Annotated in this window: 21 protein-coding genes and 2 riboswitches; of the genes, 17 read left to right on the top strand and 4 right to left on the bottom strand. The window is 42.6% G+C overall.

The features are described 5' to 3' along the window. Positions 1 to 80: 80 nt before the first annotated feature. The 3 genes from AC0VX7_RS20220 to AC0VX7_RS20210 all read right to left on the bottom strand — a co-directional run bounded on the left by AC0VX7_RS20220 (position 81) and on the right by AC0VX7_RS20210 (position 2,355). Complete coding sequence (locus AC0VX7_RS20220) at positions 81 to 620, bottom strand: cbb3-type cytochrome c oxidase subunit II (RefSeq protein ID WP_215033681.1); 540 nt, start codon at positions 618 to 620, stop codon at positions 81 to 83. Positions 621 to 635: 15 nt separating this feature from the next. Continuing rightward, positions 636 to 2,009 carry a cbb3-type cytochrome c oxidase subunit I gene (locus AC0VX7_RS20215; protein WP_475425626.1) on the bottom strand — a complete coding sequence of 458 codons (1,374 nt, stop codon included), beginning with the start codon at positions 2,007 to 2,009 and terminating at the stop codon, positions 636 to 638. Between the two features lie 223 nt (positions 2,010 to 2,232). Continuing rightward, positions 2,233 to 2,355, bottom strand: coding sequence for a hypothetical protein (locus AC0VX7_RS20210; protein ID WP_269745711.1), 123 nt, complete (start codon positions 2,353 to 2,355; stop codon positions 2,233 to 2,235). Between the two features lie 145 nt (positions 2,356 to 2,500). Between AC0VX7_RS20210 and AC0VX7_RS20205 the strand changes: the two genes are divergently transcribed. The 8 genes from AC0VX7_RS20205 (at position 2,501) to AC0VX7_RS20170 (ending at position 9,350) form a co-directional block, all read left to right on the top strand. Continuing rightward, entirely contained in the window at positions 2,501 to 2,635 is a 135-nt protein-coding gene (locus tag AC0VX7_RS20205; RefSeq protein ID WP_023626701.1) for a hypothetical protein, read from the top strand. Positions 2,636 to 3,128: 493 nt separating this feature from the next. Then, a complete protein-coding gene (locus AC0VX7_RS20200) occupies positions 3,129 to 3,608 on the top strand; it encodes a DsrE/DsrF/DrsH-like family protein (RefSeq protein WP_475425625.1) in 480 nt (159 codons plus the stop codon). Positions 3,609 to 3,635: 27 nt separating this feature from the next. Next, the gene (locus tag AC0VX7_RS20195; RefSeq protein ID WP_215033687.1) at positions 3,636 to 4,214 is read left to right on the top strand and encodes a sulfurtransferase TusA family protein; all 579 of its coding nucleotides are present in this window, start codon (positions 3,636 to 3,638) and stop codon (positions 4,212 to 4,214) included. A gap of 41 nt (positions 4,215 to 4,255) precedes the next feature. After that, on the top strand, positions 4,256 to 5,377 hold the full coding sequence (locus AC0VX7_RS20190) for an MBL fold metallo-hydrolase (RefSeq protein ID WP_475425624.1): 1,122 nt from the start codon (positions 4,256 to 4,258) through the stop codon (positions 5,375 to 5,377). 74 nt (positions 5,378 to 5,451) lie between these two features. Next, positions 5,452 to 5,679 carry a sulfurtransferase TusA family protein gene (locus AC0VX7_RS20185; RefSeq protein WP_226601860.1) on the top strand — a complete coding sequence of 76 codons (228 nt, stop codon included), beginning with the start codon at positions 5,452 to 5,454 and terminating at the stop codon, positions 5,677 to 5,679. 118 nt (positions 5,680 to 5,797) lie between these two features. Then, complete coding sequence (locus AC0VX7_RS20180) at positions 5,798 to 6,574, top strand: sulfite exporter TauE/SafE family protein (protein WP_475425623.1); 777 nt, start codon at positions 5,798 to 5,800, stop codon at positions 6,572 to 6,574. Positions 6,575 to 7,098: 524 nt separating this feature from the next. Next, the gene (locus AC0VX7_RS20175; RefSeq protein WP_475425622.1) at positions 7,099 to 7,224 is read left to right on the top strand and encodes a hypothetical protein; all 126 of its coding nucleotides are present in this window, start codon (positions 7,099 to 7,101) and stop codon (positions 7,222 to 7,224) included. Positions 7,225 to 7,523: 299 nt separating this feature from the next. Continuing rightward, complete coding sequence (locus AC0VX7_RS20170) at positions 7,524 to 9,350, top strand: M6 family metalloprotease domain-containing protein (protein WP_475425621.1); 1,827 nt, start codon at positions 7,524 to 7,526, stop codon at positions 9,348 to 9,350. A gap of 34 nt (positions 9,351 to 9,384) precedes the next feature. On the opposite strand, the gene AC0VX7_RS20165 is transcribed toward AC0VX7_RS20170, so the two are convergent. After that, a complete protein-coding gene (locus AC0VX7_RS20165; protein ID WP_475425620.1) occupies positions 9,385 to 10,281 on the bottom strand; it encodes a diacylglycerol/lipid kinase family protein in 897 nt (298 codons plus the stop codon). Between the two features lie 295 nt (positions 10,282 to 10,576). After that, a riboswitch (cyclic di-AMP (ydaO/yuaA leader) is annotated at positions 10,577 to 10,719 on the top strand. 374 nt (positions 10,720 to 11,093) lie between these two features. Between AC0VX7_RS20165 and AC0VX7_RS20160 the strand changes: the two genes are divergently transcribed. The 9 genes from AC0VX7_RS20160 (at position 11,094) to AC0VX7_RS20120 (ending at position 21,138) form a co-directional block, all read left to right on the top strand. After that, complete coding sequence (locus AC0VX7_RS20160; RefSeq protein ID WP_215033699.1) at positions 11,094 to 11,750, top strand: potassium channel family protein; 657 nt, start codon at positions 11,094 to 11,096, stop codon at positions 11,748 to 11,750. Between the two features lie 156 nt (positions 11,751 to 11,906). Then, positions 11,907 to 12,887 (top strand): BMP family lipoprotein, encoded by a 981-nt coding sequence (locus AC0VX7_RS20155; protein ID WP_475425619.1) that lies wholly within the window; start codon positions 11,907 to 11,909, stop codon positions 12,885 to 12,887. Positions 12,888 to 12,911: 24 nt separating this feature from the next. Then, a complete protein-coding gene (locus AC0VX7_RS20150) occupies positions 12,912 to 14,567 on the top strand; it encodes a methyl-accepting chemotaxis protein (RefSeq protein ID WP_475425618.1) in 1,656 nt (551 codons plus the stop codon). Between the two features lie 356 nt (positions 14,568 to 14,923). Further along, positions 14,924 to 15,499: a chromate transporter gene (locus tag AC0VX7_RS20145; RefSeq protein WP_475425617.1), complete on the top strand. Its 576-nt coding sequence runs from the start codon at positions 14,924 to 14,926 to the stop codon at positions 15,497 to 15,499. After that, a complete protein-coding gene (locus AC0VX7_RS20140) occupies positions 15,496 to 16,026 on the top strand; it encodes a chromate transporter (protein WP_215033707.1) in 531 nt (176 codons plus the stop codon). The genes AC0VX7_RS20145 and AC0VX7_RS20140 overlap by 4 nt, the downstream gene beginning before the upstream one ends. A gap of 339 nt (positions 16,027 to 16,365) precedes the next feature. Then, positions 16,366 to 16,470, top strand: a riboswitch (SAM riboswitch). 270 nt (positions 16,471 to 16,740) lie between these two features. After that, positions 16,741 to 17,754, top strand: coding sequence for a methionine ABC transporter ATP-binding protein (locus AC0VX7_RS20135; protein ID WP_475425616.1), 1,014 nt, complete (start codon positions 16,741 to 16,743; stop codon positions 17,752 to 17,754). After that, positions 17,744 to 18,409: a methionine ABC transporter permease gene (locus AC0VX7_RS20130; RefSeq protein WP_475428212.1), complete on the top strand. Its 666-nt coding sequence runs from the start codon at positions 17,744 to 17,746 to the stop codon at positions 18,407 to 18,409. The genes AC0VX7_RS20135 and AC0VX7_RS20130 overlap by 11 nt, the downstream gene beginning before the upstream one ends. A 21-nt stretch (positions 18,410 to 18,430) precedes the next feature. Further along, complete coding sequence (locus tag AC0VX7_RS20125; RefSeq protein WP_475425615.1) at positions 18,431 to 19,258, top strand: MetQ/NlpA family ABC transporter substrate-binding protein; 828 nt, start codon at positions 18,431 to 18,433, stop codon at positions 19,256 to 19,258. Positions 19,259 to 19,878: 620 nt separating this feature from the next. Beyond that, entirely contained in the window at positions 19,879 to 21,138 is a 1,260-nt protein-coding gene (locus tag AC0VX7_RS20120; protein WP_475425614.1) for a DUF445 domain-containing protein, read from the top strand. Positions 21,139 to 21,143: the final 5 nt, after the last annotated feature.

Genomic DNA, 21,143 nt, shown 5'->3' with positions numbered 1-21,143 from the left:
ACACCTGCCTTTAAAATGCTGTTTTAGAAAATCATTACCTTAAACCGCGGGGTTTAAGGTAATGGTTATGAAAATGAGGCTTAGTTAGAGTTAGATTTTGCGTCGTTCAATTCTTTCTTGTATTCTTCCAATCTTTCTTCTGTTGGCTTGAGGCTCATCAAGTATGCGACAAGATCATCAAGCTCCTGGTTGGATAGATAATCGAAAGAAGGCATGATTGTTCCAGGGCTTGTTGATTGAGGATCAATCAAGTGCTGGCGCTGCCAGTCTTCGTTATATTTCAAGCCGACCCACATCAAGTCAGGGCCTGTACGGTTAGAGCCCAAGAGATGAGGTAAATCATATTTGTAGTCGCCGCCCTTAGTTACAGGACCAAGGTTTTGGTTCGTATCAGCAGGCAATGCTCTTACAAATTGTGTGTGGCAAGTCTGGCAGCCGTTCTGGACATAAATTTCTCTTCCTCTTGCTTCAGCAGAATCCTCTGGATAGTTGCGGAGCTCACCGCTCGCAGTCGCAGAGTTGATTTCCTGATCGAAGAGGGGAAGGATGACCGTTCCGGCTACACCGAAAGTCCATAGAATTAAAGCAACGATTAATACAGCTGATGGTTTACGTTCCAACGTGTTCCCTCCTCATTAAGCAGTAGCAGCTTGCTGCTGTGCTTGCTGTTTTTTCTCAAGTTTTGCAAGTTTAATAGTTTTATACATGTTCCATGCCAGGAAGAATTGAGCTACATACATCATTGTTCCACCGATTGCGCGGCCTTGTACGTATGGTTCCATCATCAATACAGTCTGCAGGAATGGAACGCCTTCAATCCATGCGAATCCTTGGACAACACCAGCGATCCACAATGAGAATGCGAATACTAAGAAACCGACAGTAGAGAACCAGAAGTGTGCTTCCATTGCTCTCTTGCTGAACATTTCGCGTCCAACGATTTTAGGCAGGATGTAGTAGATTGCTGCGAAAGATGTGAAAGAGAACGCACCGAATGGTCCCATATGTGCATGCCCGACAGTCCAGTGAGTGAACTTAATGACTGAACTTACAGATGGAAGGGCTTGCAAAGGTCCTTGGAGACATGCGAATAGGTAAAAAATCGTACCCGCAACTGTGAAACGTAGCGGTACACTCGTTCTTGTTTGTGACCAAGAACCTTTCATCGTTCCCCAGAAGTTGGCTAGAACTGCCCAAACTGGGATCAAAAGAACAATTGAAGGAATAACTCCAGCTTTAGAAATCCATCCTGGGATCGGTCCATTCATCAAGTGGTGAGGACCATTCCAAACATAGAAAGTAGCGATTGCCCAGAAACCAATCATGGATAACTGGTGGCTGTATAGCGGACGTCCAGTCAATTTAGGCAGCAGGTAATAAATTTGTCCAACACCGACTGTTGTCATCCAAAGGCCGATTGCATTATGGCCTAGGAACCAGCCCATTAGACCTTGCTGTACCCCGCTTGGAATCCATTGTGCCGGGAAGTTACCGACAATCCAAGTCAATGGCAGCCATAGCAATGATCCAAGGAAATACCAAAGGCTGACATAAAGCATTTTTTCCTTACGGCGTCCAACTGTCTTGAAAAGGTTATAAGCAACAAGTCCAATTGCGACAAGAAGCTGAACGTCTACCCATAATGGGAATTCTCCGTATTCGATGACCTCGGTTTGGCCAAGCAGCAATGCGAAGAACCCTTCCAAAATAACAATGTTATAAAATACTAATGAAAAATTACCAAGCTTTTCACTAAAAACCTTTGTCTTAGCAAGCTTAGGAATCATGTAGAACATTGATCCTACATAGGCCATTGATAACCACGCGTAAATGACGAGCATTACGTGTGCCGAGCGAACATGCCCGTAAGTGAACCAGCGATTGTTCAACAATTCTGGCCAGATTTGTTTTGTTGCAGTAAGAAGTCCCATGCTCATGCCGATGATGATCCAGAAGACAGCAGCGATGAACCAGTTCTTGGAAGAACTCCATTTTTCGTCTGTAAACATTTTGACACTCCCTTGTTCATAAAATAAACACAAATATTTCACAATTTCTTCACAATCTGCTATGTTACATGATACATCCCTTACAGAAATAAAGTTATTCAAGTTTTTTATAGTATTATCCAATTGTTTTATACTTGCTGTATAACTGGAAAAAACCCGCGTTAATTTACAACTTTTCCAAAAAAAAACAGAGCGAAAAGATTTCGCTCTGTCAGGGGATTATTTAATTTTGTTCTTCTTTTTTATTATTCTTTTTGCGCAGTGTATCTAGGACGAAGATAATCAGGATAGGGACTCCAATATAATAAAGAAAATCGAAGTAAAAACCCAGGGATTCATGTTCCATTTGTTTACCTCCCAAATTAATTTGAACACATTGTAATCCCAAAGTTTTTTTTTTACAACCCCTAGAATATACTCTGGACGGTTTCCGGGATTTCTGTTAGAGTAATTCGATAGTATAGGATTTTTAACGATAGGGAGGTGTAAAAATGGCACCAGGAGCTTGGATTTTACTATTGGTTATGATTGCCTTCACTGCGTCTGCGGGAATCATCTGGGCTTGGAGCAAGAAAAACGGGCTTTACGATGAAAGTGTAAAATATAGGATGCTTGATGAAGATTAATCAAGCCTGGATCACAATCTTTACAATCTGCTAATTATAAAGATTTATCTGTCCAGGCTTCTTATTTCTTTTTCTTATTCCACTATTATTTCTTCTAATTGATTCTGCCTTACTTCTTAGTATATTCACTGCATTATTTCTCCTTATCTTTATTTCAGAAAACTTTTTTCTTCTATATAAAATGTCATCAGTGCATTTTCTTCTTTCAACATTTCCTGCTGTTCATACTCAAATCAAAATTCACATTACAAGCAACAATTCTTAAAAGGAACATATCATAATAAGATCCGCGTAAAATCACTGTTTTTTTACAATATAAAGCTTAAAAAATAAAAAGTCATAAAAAATTCATAATTACGGTTGACAAAGGTAATAATCTTTCGTAATATATACCCTGTAAGGTATTTAACAACGTAATCACGTTAGAAAAGATATAATATTTTTTTGTAGTTATAAATACCCGTTACCGTAATTAACGAGGGGGAGAGAGATAATGGGAGAACAAAAGAAAACAACAATTATTTTATTCAGTGGGGATTATGACAAAGTCATGGCTGCTTATATCATTGCTAATGGTGCTGCTGCCTATGATCATGAAGTGACAATCTTTCACACATTTTGGGGCTTGAACGCTTTAAGAAAAGATGAACCAATCCAGGCTGACAAAGGCTTTATTGAGAAGATGTTTGCTAAGATGATGCCAAGAGGCGCGAACAAATTGGGATTATCAAAAATGAACTTTGCAGGTTTTGGACCAAAAATGATCAAGGATGTAATGAAGAAGCACAATGCAATGCCGCTTCCAGACTTGATTGACATGGCAAAAGAACAGGATGTTAAGCTTGTTGCATGTCAAATGACAGTAGACTTATTTGGTCTTTCGCAAGAAGAAATCATGGAAGGCGTAGAGTTTGCTGGAGTAGCAGCTTACCTTGCTGATGCAGAAGACGGTAACGTCAACCTGTTCATCTAATAGAAACTTTTAATTGGAGGTCTACAAATGGAATCTGTAAAAACAAATTTCACAGTCGACGCAAAAGGGCTTGCATGCCCAATGCCGATTGTCAGAACTAAAAAAGCAATCAACAATTTAAATCCAGGCGAGGTTTTAGAAGTGCTCGCAACGGATAAAGGTTCTAGAGCAGATATCCAGGCTTGGTCTAAAAGCTCTGGCAACCAATACCTTGGAACGATAGAAGAAGGCGATGTCCTTAAGCACTATATCCGCAAAGGCGGTTCAGGTGAAGAACAGGAAGAAACAAAATATCCAAACATTGTTTCAAACGACGATGTTGTAAAAAAGCTTGAAGCAAATGAGGATGTTGTTGTCCTTGACGTAAGGGAACCGGCTGAATATGCTTTCGGACATATTCCAAATGCAGTATCTATTCCTTTTGGGGACCTTGAAAATCGTATCGCTGAACTAGATAAGTCCAAAACAATTCTGGTAGTTTGCCGTACAGGCAACAGAAGTGACATGGCATCCCAGGCACTTTCAAGCAAAGGCTTCGAAAACGTTTGGAATGTCGTCCCTGGAATGTCAGAGTGGAATGGACCAACTGAATCAAAATTAAACTAATTTTTTTTGATAAAAATATACCTATGGAGGTAAATTCGAATATGAAAGCAATGACGTCTAAAGAAGTAACTAAAAAAGTATTCAATAAAGAACCATTTTTCATCCTTGATGTCCGCAACGAGAGCGACTTCAACGACTGGAAAATCGAAGGCGAAAACTTCGAATACCTTAACATTCCTTACTTCGATCTTCTTGATGGAGTAGAAGAAATCCTTGATAAAGTACCAACTGATAAAGAAGTTCTTGTTGTATGTGCAAAAGAAGGTTCATCAGTAATGGTTGCTGAAATGCTTGAGGAAGCAGGCCGTGAAGTATCTTATCTTCAAGGCGGAATGAAAGCATGGAGCGAACACCTTGAGCCAGTCAAGGTTGGCGATCTTAAGGATGGCGGAGCAATGTACCAGTTCGTCCGAATTGGTAAAGGCTGCCTATCTTACGCAGTTGTTTCAAATGGTGAGGCTGCTTTGATCGACGCGACAAGAATGACTGATGTGTATCTTGATTTTGCTAAAGAGCTTGGCGTTGAAATCAAGCATGTATTCGATACACACCTGCACGCAGACCACATTTCCGGCGGCAGAAAAATTGCAGAAGCAACAGGTGCAACATACTGGCTGCCTCCAAAAGACGCTGATGAAGTAACATTCAACTATCAGCCTCTTGAAGATGGCAACCTTGTAAAAATTGGTGAAACAAACATCGACATCAATGCTCTTTACACACCAGGCCACACAATCGGTTCTACTTCTTTTGTAGTAGATGAAAAATATCTTCTTTCTGGGGATATACTATTCATTGACTCAATTGGACGCCCTGACCTGGCTGGTAAAGCAGAAGACTGGGTAACAGATCTGAGAAACTCTCTGTACACTCGTTACAAGCAGCTTTCTGATGAGCTAGTCGTTCTTCCAGCACACTTCATGATTATCGAAGAGTTGAATGAAGATGGCAGCGTATCTGAAAAATTAGGTACACTTTTCGCGAAAAATCACGGATTGAACATCGAAGACGAAGCAGAGTTCCGCAGACTTGTAACTGAGAATCTGCCACCGCAGCCAAATGCATACCAGGAAATTCGTGAAACAAACATGGGTAAAATCAACCCAGACGACGAAAAGCAAAGAGAAATGGAAATCGGACCAAACCGCTGTGCGGTAAGATAAATCTGATAAGGGAGCTTTGCTCCCTGATCGCTTTCGAATAAACAATTTTTCATACAACCAAGGAGGATTTTAACATGAACGTAGCAAAAGTATTAGACGCAAAAGGACTAGCTTGTCCAATGCCAATCGTAAAAACGAAGAAGGCAATCACTGACCTTCAATCTGGAGAAGTACTAGAAATCCATACAACTGATAAAGGCGCTGTAAAAGATCTAGCAGCATGGGCACAATCCACTGGTAACGAACTTCTGAATCATGAAGAAGAAAACGGTGTGTTCAAGTTCTGGATGAAGAAGGCGTAATTGAACGAAAGGGGAGCTCGTCTCCCTTTTCTTTTGCATTTTCATAGGATTTTTGTGGCTAGGAATGTGCCTGATAACAGGCCTGTTTTTAAAGTTTGTTAAATAAGGAGGAAGCCTGATGGATTTAACTTATCTTATCGTCATATTTTTAATTGGTTTTATCGGGTCTTATATTTCCGGGATGGTTGGAATTGGCGGTTCAATCATTAAATACCCAATGTTATTATATATACCGCCATTGTTCGGCATCGCAGCATTCAGTGCCCATGAGGTTTCAGGAATCAGTGCGGTCCAGGTATTCTTCGCCACAATCGGTGGTGTCTGGGCATACCGTAAAGGTGGATACTTAAACAAGACATTGATTATTTACATGGGTTCCAGCATCCTGGTCGGTTCACTAATCGGAAGCTACGGTTCCCGCTTCATGTCAGAAGGCGGAATCAACCTTGTTTACGGTATCCTCGCCTTGATTGCAGCTGTTATGATGTTTGTTCCGAAAAAGGGCGTGGATGATATCCCGCTAGACCAGGTAACTTTCAATAAATGGCTGGCAGCATTTTTCGCATTTATCGTTGGGATTGGAGCAGGTATCGTAGGTGCGGCTGGTGCATTCTTGCTAGTGCCGATCATGTTAGTCGTGCTGAAGATTCCTACTCGAATGACAATCGCCACATCACTTGCCATCACTTTCATTTCTTCAATTGGATCCACAGTAGGTAAGCTTGCCACCGGCCAGGTAGAATTCTGGCCAGCATTGATCATGGTTGTAGCGAGTCTGATCGCTTCACCACTCGGTGCAAACGCAGGTAAGAAAGTAAATACGAAGATCCTTCAGTACATCCTTGCAGTATTGATTTTGGGTACCGCGATTAAGATTTGGATGGATATTCTATAATTTAAACAAGACTTCGCTGCCGCGGAGTCTTTTTTTTTGGAGATAAAAGCTGGGAAGTCTATAGCCGTCAAGAAAACATCGTTATTGTGACAGGTTTCAGGTGCAGAGCCTCAAAGCTGTCAAGAATCCGTTGTTATTGTGACAGGTTTCAGGTGCAGAGCCCCAAAGCTGTCAAGAATCCGAGGTTATTATGACAGGTTTCAAGTGCAGAGCCCCAAAGCTGTCAAGAAAGCGACGTTATTAAGACAGGTTTCAAGTGGAGAGCCCCAAAGCTGTCAAGAAAGCGACGTTATTTTGACAGGTTTCAAGTGGAGAGCCCCAAAGCTGTCAAGAAAGCATCGTTATTATGACAGGTTTCAAGTGGAGAGCCCCAAAGCTGTCAAGAATCCGCCGTTATTGTGACAGGTTTCAAGTGGAGAGCCCCAAAGCTGTCAAGAAAGCGACGTTATTAAGACAGGTTTCAAGTGCAGAGCCCCAAAGCTGTCAAGAAAACATCGTTATTATGACAGGTTTGGAGGAAAAGCATGAAAAGCAGTCAGAACCTGATGCAACTTCGGACAGGTTTGGAGGAAAAGCAAGAAAAGCTGTCAGAAGATGATCCAACTTCAGACAGGTTCGAAGGAAAAGCAAGAAAAGCTGTCAGAACCTGATCCAACTTCGGACAGGTTTGGAGAAAAAGCTGGAGAATCTGTCCGAGCTTTGGGTGACTTCCGACAGAATCATGAGGCTGAACCAGAGTTTGATCCGAACCATTCATAAAGAGTTAACCAGTTTAAAACTATTATTTGGTTTATTATGGTAATATAGCTATTTTTATAGTGAATCTTAAAAAGTTAAGCCTTTCGACTTACGTAAAAAACTATCAAACAATACTTTATCACTATTTAGAATATACTGAATATTTTATATTATTTAGGAAATAGAAATATTCTAATAGGGAGTGAATGAATTGTTAAAAGTCCTTTCAACTTCAGCGCTTTCTCTTGCATTAGCAGGAAGCGCGGTGTTTGCAGGAGTCAGCCAAACTGATTCCGCAGTAAAGCCACAAAGTAAATATGAATTAAGCCTTGCGCACCATGTAGGTGCCGCACCAGAGTTAGTAGATAGAGCAAAGGAATTAGGAATTGATATTTCTAAGGTGGATCCTGCTGAAAAGGCCGCACAAAATGGATCGAAATTCCAGCAGCCTGGCGATAATCATGTCGCTTACAAGGAAGCAACAGGCGATGTTCCAGTGCTCGTATTGCTTGCTAAATATCCTGATGGCGATGAGCCGATTGGGGACATGCCAGGACAAGTGCCTGCTGAGTATTATGAGGATCTGATTTTCGGTACTGAGTACAATCCTTATGAGTTGAAGCAGTTCAAGCAATTCGATGGTCCAGATGTACCGAAGAATCGTACGATGCAAAATGCTTACAAGGAATCAAGTTATGGAAAGGTTAACCTTGTCCGTAAAGAAAATACTGACTTCGCTTGGGTAGAGATGCCTAGAGGTGCATCATATTATTTGGATCAGGAAGGTAAGTACGCAGAAAGCGGTAAATACGTTCTTGGAAATGAAAACGGCGATGCACATACTGGTGAATTCATTCGTGACCTTTTAAAGGCAGCGGACGACCAGGTTGATTTCTCGCAGTATGCAGAAAATGGTCAAGTGCCGAATATCTTTGTCGTTCACGAAGGAACAGGAGCGGAATTCAGCCGCGATCCTGCTCAATTCTGGTCTCACAAATGGAGCCTGTTAAGTGCTCTATTCTATGGAAAGTACTATGAAACTGGGAAGCCTGCTCCACAGCATGAGGGTATCAGCCAGTCAGCATGGATTGATAGAACGATTAAAGAAGACATGACTTACGATGGCGTAGTCGTGAACAACTACAACATCCAACCTGGTATCGGCGGTAACGTAGCTGGTTTCGATGCAGCAACTAACTCATACAAAGAAGAAGCAAAAACTGGTCCTTTCCCTGCTCAAACTGGGGTTTATGCACACGAGTTTGGACATGCTCTAGGTCTTCCGGATTTCTATGACACTGTTTATTCATCTGAAGGTGTTGGTAACTACTCCATGATGGCAGGCGGTTCTTGGATGCGCTATCCAGATGCAGCTGTGTACGGCGGAAACTCACCAACACACTTTGATCCGTTCTCAAAGATTTTCCTTGGATGGGTAAATCCTGTTGAAGTTAAGCCAGAGGATGGAGTTCAAACAATCACATTGCCTCCGGTTAACAAAGCAAACGCAGACAATGCGATTGTGAAGATGGAAGTTCCAGGATCAAATGGAACAGAATACTTCCTGTTCGAAAACGTCCAGCAGGATGGATTTAACCAGGGCTTAATCCGCCAGGGCAAAGACTCTAAAGGGTTACTTGCTTGGCATGTCGATGAAAATGTCATTAACCTTTACCAAACTGCTGGCTTCCGTCCGAACAACGTGGAAAACTGGATGAACAAGCGCTTCCAGTTCAACCAGTCACAGACTGCAAGCAATGGTGATGTCGTGACTCACTACGGGTTGTCTGTCCTTCAAGCAGATGGCTTGTATGATCTAGAGAAGAACGTAAACCGCGGCGATGCTGCTGACTTCTTCAAGACTGGCAGCAAAATCACTCCAGTAAGCGGTAACGTTCACACAGGTTCTTACTACTTCTGGAAAGGCTTTAGCGAAACACCTGCTGACTCTGGAATCCATGTGACTGGCATTACCGAAAATGCAGATGGATCTATCACGGCTAAGTTCTTCTATAACTTTAATTCTAGTGTGAAGTAAATACGAAAAAACTGAGCATGGATTAAATTCCCGCTCAGTTTTTTTCATTTTTAAAAGGTACAAAAACATTCAAATGTCCAGGAAGGACTTTGGCCTTGAAAGGCAATGGGTCGCCTTCTTCACCGTCGATGTTCACCACATGCTGTTTATCAGAGGTTACTTTAAGGAAGGAAGTCCGAATATATTCTACTTCCTCACTTTCCTCCAATTCACCCTTCATAAGCGATGGGATCAGTGAAGCAATTTTCGGGATAGATATCTTTTTAATAATGAAAGCATGAAACTTGCCATCATTTACGCTGGCATTGGGAGCAAGGGCCTCGAACCCGCCAACAGAATTCGTAAGCGCAGCAAGCAGTAGGAAAGTTTGACCTTCCCATTTACCGTTATCGTGTTCGACGTTTATATCGATTGCCTCTCCATTTAGGAACGATTTTGCTCCCTCCATAAAATAGGCCAGTGAACCAAGTCTTGTTTTTAGTTCAGGGCTTACACTGTAAGAAGCCTCTGCAATCCCACCTACTGCTATAACATTAGCGAAATAATGCTCATTGATTTTACCTATATCAACAGGCTGGAAGTTTTGCTCATCCAGAATCGAAATAGCTTCATAGGGATCCAGGGGAATATTCAGTGCCCTGGCAAAATCATTGACCGTACCAAGTGGGATGATGCCGAGAGCAGGTCTATGGGCTTGTTCAGCTACTCCATTTATGGCCTCGTTGATTGTCCCGTCACCGCCCATGGCAATGACCGCATCGTATAAAGCAATGCAGGCTTCGGTAGCGAATGCGGCAGCATCGCCTTCTTTCTCGGTTCTTCGAATATCTATATCATCGTATTTCTCCCTTAAGGTTTCCGCTATTTTTTCAGCATAGTCAGTCGCTTTTTCTTTTCCTGACGATGGATTCAATATAATCATGGCTTTCATCCGATAACCTCCCAAAAAATCTAATCTCAAAAACAAACATATAACAACCCTATTATTTACCTTTAAATGAATGACTATAAACTGCGTTCACTTGAGCGGAAATCGCAAATATACCCAAAATGAAAAACCAAGAAAAACGGCGATTCAGTAAGAAATACTATGATTTGGCATCAATATTGGATTAAATTGAGTAAAAAGAGTCATTTTTGGCGTCCTTTACATGTTTACAATAGTATGTCGCAGGAGTATGATTACAACAGTTTCAGATTTCTGAACAAAATTTAATGAGTTTCATATTTCTAAATCGCTGAATCCGATAGGAGCGGGGGAACCAACTTTGTGGATGAAATCCACTAGGGGTGAGGCCTGAATGATAGGCGGGGCTATTCTGAGCCCTAATCCGACAGCTAACTCCGTAAGCGTTGCAGAAGAGGAAGATGAAGCTTGTGTGACAAGTATGTACAAAAGTCCACAAGGCTGCTATCTTTTAGCCTCTGGGGGCTTTTTTGTTTTGCATGGATTAGGTACCCACAATATAAGAATCCAGCGAAAAGCAAAGTCTCCCATCGAAATATTAAACTCATATTTTCCTCATACTAAGGAAAGAAGGAAGACCTTGAATCGGTTGACAATGACTGGTAAAATATTCGGTGCATTTTAACAGGATGTCATTCCAAGGACAGCATGTTTAAATATATTTAATTACCAAGACAATGTTCGCGGGCCGGGTTGTTTGATAGCACTGGCATTTACAGAAAAAAAGAAAAGTGGATCCAGCTGGAAAAGTGATGATTGGGTAGGAGGATGTTTTTATGGCAAAACAATACGCAGTAATCGGCATGGGCCGTTTCGGTTCAAGTGTAGCGACGACTTTATACAATGAAGGAGTCGAAGTGCTGGCGATTGATAAGAGTGAACAACATATCGAGGACTATAAGGAGTTTGTAACCCATGCGGTAATCGGTGACTCAACGGACGAGCAAACATTGAAGGCAGTAGGAATCAGGAACTTTGATACTGTCATTGTGGCGATTGGTGACGACATCCAGGCAAGTATTCTCACCGTTCTGATTTTGAAAGAAATGGGAGTTTCAAATGTCGTTGCCAAGGCTCTTAACAAACACCATGCACAAGTATTGTTCAAGGTTGGCGCTGATAAAGTCATTTTCCCGGAAAGGGATATGGGGGAAAGAGTCGCCCACCAGCTGATGGCTTCACCCAATGTATTGAACTTTATTGAGCTTTCCGATGATTATAGTATTGAGGAAATCAAGCTTCCTATCAGCATGGCTGGCAAAAACTTGATTGAAATCAACCTGCGTGCCAAATACAATATCACAGTAATCGGCGTGAAAACTGCCAACAAGGTCGACATCTCACCAGATCCAGAGAAAACCCTGAGAGCAGAGGATATCCTTATTGTCCTTGGCGAAAATGGCGACTTGAACAGGTTCACGAAAATTAAATAATGTTAATCGAAGCAGGCTGTATTGCACAGTCTGCTTTTTCTATCCATTAGAAGTTAGAAAATTAACAAAAGATAGACTTTCTGCATATTTGTAAACAAAAAATCGCTATGGTCGATGAAATACATATAAATTTTTAAAAGGGAGCAGGACATCTAGATGAGACGAATTATGAATATGCTTGTAATCTTATTTTTACTGATAGGCACCCTTGCTGGGTGTGCAAACTCGGAGCTCAAGGCGAAAGAAAGGGTCAAAATCGGCATTATGTTGTCTGACGTCGGACTTGGAGACCAATCTTTCAGTGATGCAGCTTTTGCCGGACTGGTAAAAGCGCGAGACGAGCTCGATATTCTTTTTGATTACAGAGAGCTTCAGTCTGTAGGCACCTATGAAAAAGGGTTCACCGAGCTTGTAGAAGAAGGAAATGATATTGTCATTGGATTGGGTTTCATGGTCCTTGAGGATCTTGAGAAGGTCGCAAAAAAGTATCCAGAACAGAAATTTATCCTGGTTGATTCAGTATCACAATTGGATAATATTACTTCCATTACTTTTAAAGAAGAACAGGGCAGTTTCCTCGCGGGTGCTGTAGCCGGAATGGCTTCAAAGTCAAATATCGTTGGATTTGTTGGCGGAGCCGATGTTCCACTGATTCACAAGTTCAAAGATGGGTTTGAACAGGGAGTAAAGGCTGTGAATCCGGAAGCAGAGGTAAAGGTGGCATACGCGAATGATTTTGGCAATGCAGAGCTTGGAGGAAAGATTGCTTCAGGAATGATTGATGAAGGTGCGGATGTTCTCTATGCTGCAGCGGGTTTTACTGGTGTCGGTGTATTGAAGGAAGCGCAATCCAAGAAAAAGTTTGCGATTGGTGTGGATAGTGATCAGTACTTTTTTGCTGAAAAAGCCATCATTACCTCGATGTTGAAAAATGTCGATGTCGCGCTTTATGAAACAGTCAAGGAGTTCCAGGCGGAAAATAAGCTTAAAGCAAAGCAGATTGAGCTTGGAATAAACGAAAAAGGTGTTGGGCTTGCGCCAATCAGGGTGATCAAGCTGACTCCGGAACAGGAAAAAAGCTTAGAAGACCTGCAATCTAAACTATCAAGTAACGAGCTTTCAATACAGCTAGATTAACAAGTTGCAACTGGGGGAGCCAACATGACAATTAAAAAGAAATTACTGCTTAACTTATTACTCGCGATTGGGTTATCGATTGTGATGATCTCATTCATTATTTACAGAATGCTGATGGTCCAGGCATCGAACCAAGATTACGTACAGGTATTGTTGACGGTGCAGAATCTTCAGTCTGAGACATCTGCAACGAAGCAATCTCTTAGCAATTTTTCGTTCAATCCAACCGAGGGAAACAGGCAGGATGCTCTGACGAAAATGGAGAAGACCTCTCAGGTTTTTACGGAGACAAAAGGCTTGATTCAGCAGGAAGATAGCAAAAAAGTTTTGGACAAGTCTTTTGAAAAGTTCACTGCCCTGGAGGGTGAAGCCAAAACAGCGCTTGATGAGAAAAATAGTGCCGAAGTGAAGCGCCAGTCACTGCGCAGTGAAGGAGTCCTGAATGACCTTCACCTGCTGAATATACAGGTCAATGAATATTACGATTTTCTGCAAGAGGACTTGAAAAATCAGATTCAATTCATTATATTCTCAGCGATTATAGGCAGTATCCTGCTTGTGGTGGTAGCTGGGGGAATTGGGATCAGGCTGACGAGTACAATCACCAAACCATTGAAACAGATTGCTATTAATGCACAAGAAATCGCCAAAGGGAACTTGATGATCGAAAAAGTTCCTTATAAACACAAAGACGAGCTGGGAACCTTGAATGAGTCATTTGATTTGATGGCGGCACAATTGACATCCTTGCTGCAAAAGGTGAATATGGCGAGCAGGGAAGTAGAGGATTTCGCAGCGGAAATTGAACAGGAAAATATCGCGCTGACGGAAATCTGCAATCAAGTAGCAGTATCAACGGATGAGCTTTCTGCAGGAGCACAAACCGTTTCAGAGGATTTACAGCAATCAGTTGAGCTAATTGATGATATGGATAAAGAATTTATGCTTAACCTGGACCACACCCAGGAATCGTCCTCTTACAGCAAGGAAGCTGTTGAAGCAATTGGCGAAGGAAGAAAGGCAATCGAAGGACAAAAAGCCTTAATTTCGGAAAACAAATTGGCTTCACAGTCCATCCAGACAGCAACTGACCATTTCGTAGGCTATGCAGCAAAAATAGAAGATATGGCCGCATCCGTTTCGGCAATCGCTGCTCAAACGAATTTGCTCGCTTTAAATGCTGCCATCGAAGCAGCAAGGGCAGGCGAGGCTGGAAAAGGTTTCGCGGTTGTCGCCGCAGAGGTCAGAAAGCTGGCGGAAGAATCAAATAATGCCACTACGCAAATCTTTGATATGGTTAACTTGCTGAAAAAGGGTCTTGATGAGATAGGAGAAGCAGTGAACAAAGGTGGTGCCATCGCGGACTGGCAGATGGAGTCAATGAATGTAACAATGAGTGCATTTGGGAATATCGAGTTGAAAGTTACCGGCATTTCGGAAAAAGTTTCTCAACTTGTTAAAGGGATGGAGGCTTCAAAAGAACTGGGAGCCAAGGTCCTCCATAATGTCGAATCCATCAGTGCAGTCGTCGAGGAGACAGCAGCAGGCAGCGAGGAAATCTCAGCTTCCACCACTGAACAATTATCGGCATTCGGCAACCTGTCGAAAAAGGTTACTGACTTGAGAAAGCTGACGAATGAGTTGAATGATTCTGTTTCGATTTTTAAGTTTAATAGATAATTTGTGAGTATCATGGCTTTAGGGCTGTGGTACTTTTTTTATACGAAGAGCTATTCGGATGGCTGCTGAATTGCGACTTGGTCGAAATAATCGTGAATGTGGTCGAATTAATTGAAAAAGTGGTCGAATTAATTCAAAAAGTGGTCGAAAAAATTTCAAATTCGCCAATATATTGCCTCGCGAAGGGAACAGGAACATTTACATAGAGAGAATTACGATAATAGATGCCACCGTCGGTAAATTAACTTGAATTTGACATGCAGGATCGAATATATGAGTCTATAATAAAATAAAAGCAATAAGATTTATAGAAAGAGACTGCTTTAGGCACTATTAACAGAAGAGAAGGTGAAGTTTTGAAACAAAGAGATTTATTCTTAGCGTTTTTTCGCGTCGGAATCCTCGGCTATGGCGGCGGCCCGTCTTCGATTCCGCTTGTACATAAGGAAGTGGTAGAAAAATATAAATGGATGGATTCTGATGAGTTCGGGGATGTCCTTGCCTTAGGAAATGCGCTGCCAGGACCAATTGCCACAAAAATGGCGGGCTACATTGGCTATCGTGTAGGAGGATACCTGGGTATGATCAATGCTCTTGCAGCGACGATGATCCCGGCGATCGTCCTGATGATCGTGCTGCTGACCGGCCTGAACTCATACAAAGATGAGCCATGGGTGAAAGGAATGGCGGAGGCTGTTGTTCCAGTAGTTGCAGTCATGCTCGCTGTCCTGACATGGGATTTCATCAAGAAGTCAGGTAAATCAAAGCTTGGATGGGCCTGGACAGCTGTAGCGCTTATTGGCAGTCTGATCCTGCTTCAATTCTTGAATCTGCATCCCGCTATCTTAATTTTTGTTTTGCTGCTGAGTGCCTTGCTGAAAAAAGACTCTGCTCCTGCTGAAAATAAACAAAGAGGAGGGGAGCAGCCATGATTTACTTCCATATATTTTTGGCCTTTTTCATTCCGGGGATTTTAGGATATGGCGGTGGACCTGCCTCCATTCCGTTAATCGAAAATGAAGTTGTTGACCGTTATGAATGGATGTCAGTCAACGAATTCAGTGAAGTGCTGGCGATGGGGAACGCCCTGCCAGGACCGATTGCAACCAAGATGGCCGGCTATATTGGATATGCAGAAGGCGGAATTCTAGGTGCAATAGTTGGAGTATTTGCCACGGTGGCACCATCCTTAATTCTAATGATCAGCTTGCTCGGATTACTGATGAAATACAAAGATTCCCCGCGTGTCAAAAGGCTCACTATCGTCGTCCGCCCAGTCATTGCCGTCCTTTTAGGAGTCATGACCTATGATTTCTTTTTCTCTTCCTATGAGGGGGTCGGTATGATGCAGACGATTCTGATTGGCGGAATCAGCTTCATCCTGATGGAAAAATTAAAAGTCCACCCTGCCTATGTCATCGCAGGATCCCTTGTTTACGGCGCCCTTGTTTTATCATAAACAAGGGTTTTTCTTTTTTAAAATAAGGATGTTTTCGTAAAGCTTGTTGTTAAAATCTTAAAGCCGATTTTAACGTATTGTATACCCATTTTGCAGGTCGGTATTAAGTTTGCATGCTCTTTTCTCATGAGAAGCGACAACTTTATGAAGGTATATGGTGATTAAAGCCAATTTTGTGCTCGATAGCAACAAAGTTTGAGAAAAGAGCCTTAAATAAAAAAACATTTCCTTACTCCCTCAATCATGTAAGCGGTATCACTATAGAATCTCCGAAAAAACTTTATTGACAAATAAATCAGATAGTCTTAATATTTCAATTATCGAATTAATTTAATAAGAAACTTATCAAGAGAGACTGAGGGATTAGGCCCTGTGACGTCCGGCAACCTCCTTTTTGGGAAAGGTGCCACTTCCTACAGAATGATCCATTCTGGAAGATAAGTCGTATAGATGTTTACGATGCCTCTTTCTATGAATGAAAGGGGCTTTTTTATTTTTAGCTTTGTTAAACTGGGCTGTTGATTTTCGTTCCAGGCGCTTCGCTATCCGCGGACAGTCGGGGAGCCTCCTCGGCGCTTAAGCGCCTGCGGGGTCTCCCCATGACTTGCTCATCCCGCAGGAGTCTTCGCGCCTTCCACTACAATCAACAGGGTGTAAAATATCAACATTGAGCTAAAACAGAGCCTTATTTTTAAAAAAACGGGGGTGCGAAGGATGATTGAAGTGAAAGACCTGGTCAAGATATACGAAACGAAAAAAGGGTCAGTTACTGGTGTTGACCATGTTTCATTATCCGTGAAGAAGGGAGAAATCTACGGGATAGTCGGATACAGCGGGGCGGGGAAAAGTTCTTTGATACGATGCCTGAACCTCCTTGAAAAACCGACATCCGGAGAGATACATATTGACGGTGTAGAGCTTACTTCTTTGAGCAAGGGTGAACTTAGAAAAGCGCGCTTGAAAATCGGAATGATCTTTCAGCATTTCCATCTTGTAAGCGCAAAGACAGTGAGTGAGAACATTGCATTTGCCTTGAAAGCGGCCGGAATTCCGAAAGCAACAATTCAAGAGAGAGTAACTGAGCTTCTGGATATGGTAGGCCTTTCTGATAAAAAGGATGTCTATCCGGCACAATTGTCGGGCGGACAGAAGCAGCGTGTCGGCATCGCCAGGGCACTTGCGAATAATCCATCAGTGCTCTTGTGTGATGAAGCTACTTCCGCTCTGGATCCGAGCACGACAAAATCTATACTAACCCTACTTAAAAAGATTAATAGTGAATTGGGGATCACGATTGTCCTTATCACCCATGAGATGGAAGTCGTTAAGACGATTTGCGACAGGATGGCTGTTATGCAGGATGGAAAAATCATCGAAGAAGGGAATGTATACGAAGTCTTCGCGAATCCGAAACAACTGCTCACAAAGGACTTCGTCAACTCAATCCTTCAATTCGAACTGCCGGAAAGATTGCTTGAGGAGCGTCAAGGAAAGCTGATCAAGATTTATTTTCAGGGGGAGATTGCCGAGCAGGGAGTCATATCTGATGTATTCCAGACCTTTAAGGTTCGTGGCAATATCCTCCACGGGAAGATCGAATATATTCAGGATATTCCATTGGGGATTTTCATCATGGAGGTCTCAGGAGACGAGGTGGAGATCGACCGGGCGATAGCCTACATTGCGGCAAGGACGAAAAACCTGGAGGTGATTGATGATGCTGCTTGATAACCTGATTGCAATGCTGCCGGAGTTGAACAAAGCATTTTTTGAAACAATCTATATGGTCGGCATCTCCATCCTTGTCGCCATTATCGTAGGCCTGCCTACTGGGGTGCTGCTTTTTGTCACCGATAAAGGACTTTTCCTTGAAAATCAAACTTTTAAAAATATTGCAGGCTTCATCGTCAATATGATTCGCTCGGTGCCATTTATTATCTTGTTGATCGCCCTGCTGCCACTGGCGAATCTAATCGCAGGTACAACCATCGGGCCGACAGCCGCATCTGTTTCATTATCGGTCGCGGCGATTCCGTTCTTTGCTAGAATCGTAGAGCAAAGCTTTCGGGAAATCGATAAGGGAGTCATTGAAGCTGCCGTTGCGACAGGCGCGACTCCGTGGATGATCATTAAAGATGTACTTATACCAGAGGCTAAGCCTGGCATCGTCCAGGGTGTTACCATCACGATCATCAGCCTTGTTGCCTATTCGGCAATGGCCGGCATTGTCGGCGGAGGGGGAGTTGGCGACCTGGCTATCCGTTTCGGTTATTACAGATACGACAATACGATCATGATTACGACAGTCATTATCCTGATCTGCCTCGTCCAGCTAATCCAATTTGGCGGGGACAGAATTGCAAGAGTAGTAGACAAAAGATAAATAATAGGGGGTTCTTTTAATATGAAAAAATTATTATTCTCATTAGTGTTGTTATTATCAATCGGTCTGCTGGCTGCATGCGGCAGCGACTCAGCATCCAGCGGAGATGCGAAGGCAGATGCAAAACAAGTGACATTCGGCGCGACATCCGGTCCATACAGCGATATGGTCTCAAAAGCCATCAAGCCACTTCTGGAGAAAAAAGGCTATGAAGTGAAAGTAGTTGAGTTCAGCGATTACATCCAGCCGAACCTGGCTTTGTCCAAAGGTGATCTTGACGCTAACCTGTTCCAGCACAAAGTCTATATGGAAAACTTCGCGAAAGAACATAAACTCGAACTTTCAGAAGTAATCGTTGTTCCAACTGCGCCAATGGGAATTTACTCTAATAAATTCGATTCACTGGATGAAGTCGCAGACGGATCTGCCATTGCGATTCCAAATGACCCAACAAATGCAGCGCGTGCCTTCCTGATCCTTGAAGATGCTGGACTAATCAAGCTTGATCCTAATGCTGACCCACTGACTGTTTCTGAAAAGGATGTTAATGATAACGTCAAAAACCTTCAGTTCAAGCCAATCGAAGCAGCACAGCTTCCACGAGCAGTCGATAGCGTCGACCTTTCCGCTGTACCAGGAAACTTTGCTCTAGCAGCAAAAATGGACCTGCTTGATGCGCTTCAGCTGGAAAAAATGCCAGACCAATACCGCAACCGCGTCGTCATCAATACAAAAGACCAGGATGCTCAATTCGCAACGGACATCAAAGAAGTCGTAGAATCTGCAGAGTTTGAAAAAATCATCGATGAAGAGTTCAAAGGCTTCGGAAAGCCAGAGTGGATGGAGTAGAATAGTTATCATAATGAAGTCCCGGCAGCCAAAGCACCCGGGACTTTTCCTTTTTTATAGCTTTCTCCCCTATAAATTGGTTAAAATATTGAAGAGACTCTTTTAGGGAAGGCTCTTTTGTTGTTTTATAGCAGGACCTGTACTAACTAGGCGGAAAGGTAACAACTATAAGCCCGAATAAGGCCGCCGAGCCAGAAAAGGTCACATAGAAAAATTCTATAAGCCCAAACGAGGCTACCGAGCCAGAAAAGGTCCTATAGAAAAATTCTATAAGCCCAATTGAGACCACCAAGCTAAAAAAGGTCCTATAGAAAAATTCTATAAGCCCAAACGAGGCTACCGAGCCAGAAAAGGTCCTATAGAAAAATTCTATAAGCCCAAATGAGGCCGCCGAGCTAAAAAAGGTCCTATAGAACAAATCTATAAGCCCAAATGAGGCCGCCGAGCTAAAAAAGGTTCTATAGAACAAGTCTATAAGCCCAAATGAGGCCACCAACTCAAAAAAAGTCACATAGAAAAATTCTCTACAGACCGGACGAGCACTTAAAAAGACACTTCGAGCCTTTCACAAGTAATAGAATGTTATTTGGAATCAATCTAACAGTAACAGAGGGAGATATATGGAAAAACGAGATAAGAGATCTAGACATTTGGCGGCTATTTCGCTGGCGATTATGGGTGCGGGATTCCTCGCTATGATGCCGTTCCAGGAATCGTTGATCGGCAAATTGCTGATGGGCGGGTTTGAAGCCGGGCTAGTTGGCGGTCTTGCGGACTGGTTTGCTGTAACAGCACTATTCAGGCATCCGATGGGCATCCCGATTCCTCACACCGCGCTTCTGCCGAAAAATCGTGATAAAGTAACGCGCGCGTTAATCAATATGCTTGAAAATGACTGGCTCACGAAAGAGAGCATCATGGATAAGTTCAAGCAGATTCATATTCTGGATAAAATTTTCGAAACGGTTGAGAAGGAACTGCATTCTGAGTCTGTTAAGCAGAGCATCCAGTCATTCAGCCTGGATGTCGTGAAAAAGATAGATGTAGAAAGGTTTGCGCCAACAATAGAACAGGAAATCAAAGGTTTCCTGCTATCAGCTGATACTTCCGATCTTCTGCAAAAAGCCTCCAGCCACGTATTGTCGAAAGAATATGAGGCAGCAGCATTCAATTATGTGCTGATAGAGACGGAGAAATGGGCGTCGCAGGATGAAGCGAAAATGGTTCTTGGGAAACTTGGGAAACAGGCAATTGATACAACGGAAGCGGATGGTCTGTTAAAATTTGCGATCCAATCGTTCAGCAATATGATCACGGAAGAAAAAGTCGGCAACATTTTGCAGTCCTTTATTTTAAAAAGAATGAAAAATCTGCAGCAGGATGATAATCGCTACCGCCATATGATTCTTGAGAAAATCCGCAAAGAACTTGGCAACATAAATGAGCGCGAAGCATTAATGTCGGAAATCCAGGCATGGAAAAACAAGATGGTCGAGGATATGGATTTAACCGGACAAATCAGGAATGTACTGGCAAAGTCAAAGGATCGTGTCATTGCTTTTATCGAAGCAGACAGCTTTGTTGACGATACCGTTACTCCAGTGGTGAAACGGTTCATACAGGAGATCAAAGAAGATGAGGGTAAGGTAGCGGCAATCGAAAGCTGGCTCCACGCTAAAATAGCAGGCCTGATTGAAAGAAATCATTCCAAAATCGGCAAGCTTGTCCGTGAGAACCTTGACAAGCTTGATACGGAAACCCTGATTGATATGATGGAAAACAACATCGGAAAAGATTTGCAATGGATCAGGGTGAATGGTGCCGTCTGCGGCTTCCTTATTGGTATCGGTTTGACGATTTTTAAGCTTATTGTTTTGTAAAATGA

This window comes from Mesobacillus sp. QJM3NY_10, assembly GCF_056173465.1.
Note: the sequence above shows the minus strand (reverse complement) of the source record. Positions and strands in the feature narration are given on the sequence as shown.

What these genes read in the sequence shown, in the direction of transcription:
- AC0VX7_RS20180 (WP_475425623.1), top strand. Translation starts at nt 5,798, where the DNA reads ATGGATTTAACTTATCTTATCGTCATATTTTTAATTGGTTTTATCGGG.
- AC0VX7_RS20175 (WP_475425622.1), top strand. Translation starts at nt 7,099, where the DNA reads ATGAAAAGCAGTCAGAACCTGATGCAACTTCGGACAGGTTTGGAGGAA.
- AC0VX7_RS20160 (WP_215033699.1), top strand. Translation starts at nt 11,094, where the DNA reads ATGGCAAAACAATACGCAGTAATCGGCATGGGCCGTTTCGGTTCAAGT.
- AC0VX7_RS20135 (WP_475425616.1), top strand. Translation starts at nt 16,741, where the DNA reads ATGATTGAAGTGAAAGACCTGGTCAAGATATACGAAACGAAAAAAGGG.
- AC0VX7_RS20215 (WP_475425626.1), bottom strand. Translation starts at nt 2,009, where the DNA reads ATGTTTACAGACGAAAAATGGAGTTCTTCCAAGAACTGGTTCATCGCT.
- AC0VX7_RS20205 (WP_023626701.1), top strand. Translation starts at nt 2,501, where the DNA reads ATGGCACCAGGAGCTTGGATTTTACTATTGGTTATGATTGCCTTCACT.
- AC0VX7_RS20200 (WP_475425625.1), top strand. Translation starts at nt 3,129, where the DNA reads ATGGGAGAACAAAAGAAAACAACAATTATTTTATTCAGTGGGGATTAT.
- AC0VX7_RS20190 (WP_475425624.1), top strand. Translation starts at nt 4,256, where the DNA reads ATGAAAGCAATGACGTCTAAAGAAGTAACTAAAAAAGTATTCAATAAA.
- AC0VX7_RS20165 (WP_475425620.1), bottom strand. Translation starts at nt 10,281, where the DNA reads ATGAAAGCCATGATTATATTGAATCCATCGTCAGGAAAAGAAAAAGCG.
- AC0VX7_RS20140 (WP_215033707.1), top strand. Translation starts at nt 15,496, where the DNA reads ATGATTTACTTCCATATATTTTTGGCCTTTTTCATTCCGGGGATTTTA.
- AC0VX7_RS20185 (WP_226601860.1), top strand. Translation starts at nt 5,452, where the DNA reads ATGAACGTAGCAAAAGTATTAGACGCAAAAGGACTAGCTTGTCCAATG.
- AC0VX7_RS20155 (WP_475425619.1), top strand. Translation starts at nt 11,907, where the DNA reads ATGAGACGAATTATGAATATGCTTGTAATCTTATTTTTACTGATAGGC.
- AC0VX7_RS20120 (WP_475425614.1), top strand. Translation starts at nt 19,879, where the DNA reads ATGGAAAAACGAGATAAGAGATCTAGACATTTGGCGGCTATTTCGCTG.
- AC0VX7_RS20125 (WP_475425615.1), top strand. Translation starts at nt 18,431, where the DNA reads ATGAAAAAATTATTATTCTCATTAGTGTTGTTATTATCAATCGGTCTG.
- AC0VX7_RS20130 (WP_475428212.1), top strand. Translation starts at nt 17,744, where the DNA reads ATGCTGCTTGATAACCTGATTGCAATGCTGCCGGAGTTGAACAAAGCA.
- AC0VX7_RS20210 (WP_269745711.1), bottom strand. Translation starts at nt 2,355, where the DNA reads ATGGAACATGAATCCCTGGGTTTTTACTTCGATTTTCTTTATTATATT.
- AC0VX7_RS20150 (WP_475425618.1), top strand. Translation starts at nt 12,912, where the DNA reads ATGACAATTAAAAAGAAATTACTGCTTAACTTATTACTCGCGATTGGG.
- AC0VX7_RS20195 (WP_215033687.1), top strand. Translation starts at nt 3,636, where the DNA reads ATGGAATCTGTAAAAACAAATTTCACAGTCGACGCAAAAGGGCTTGCA.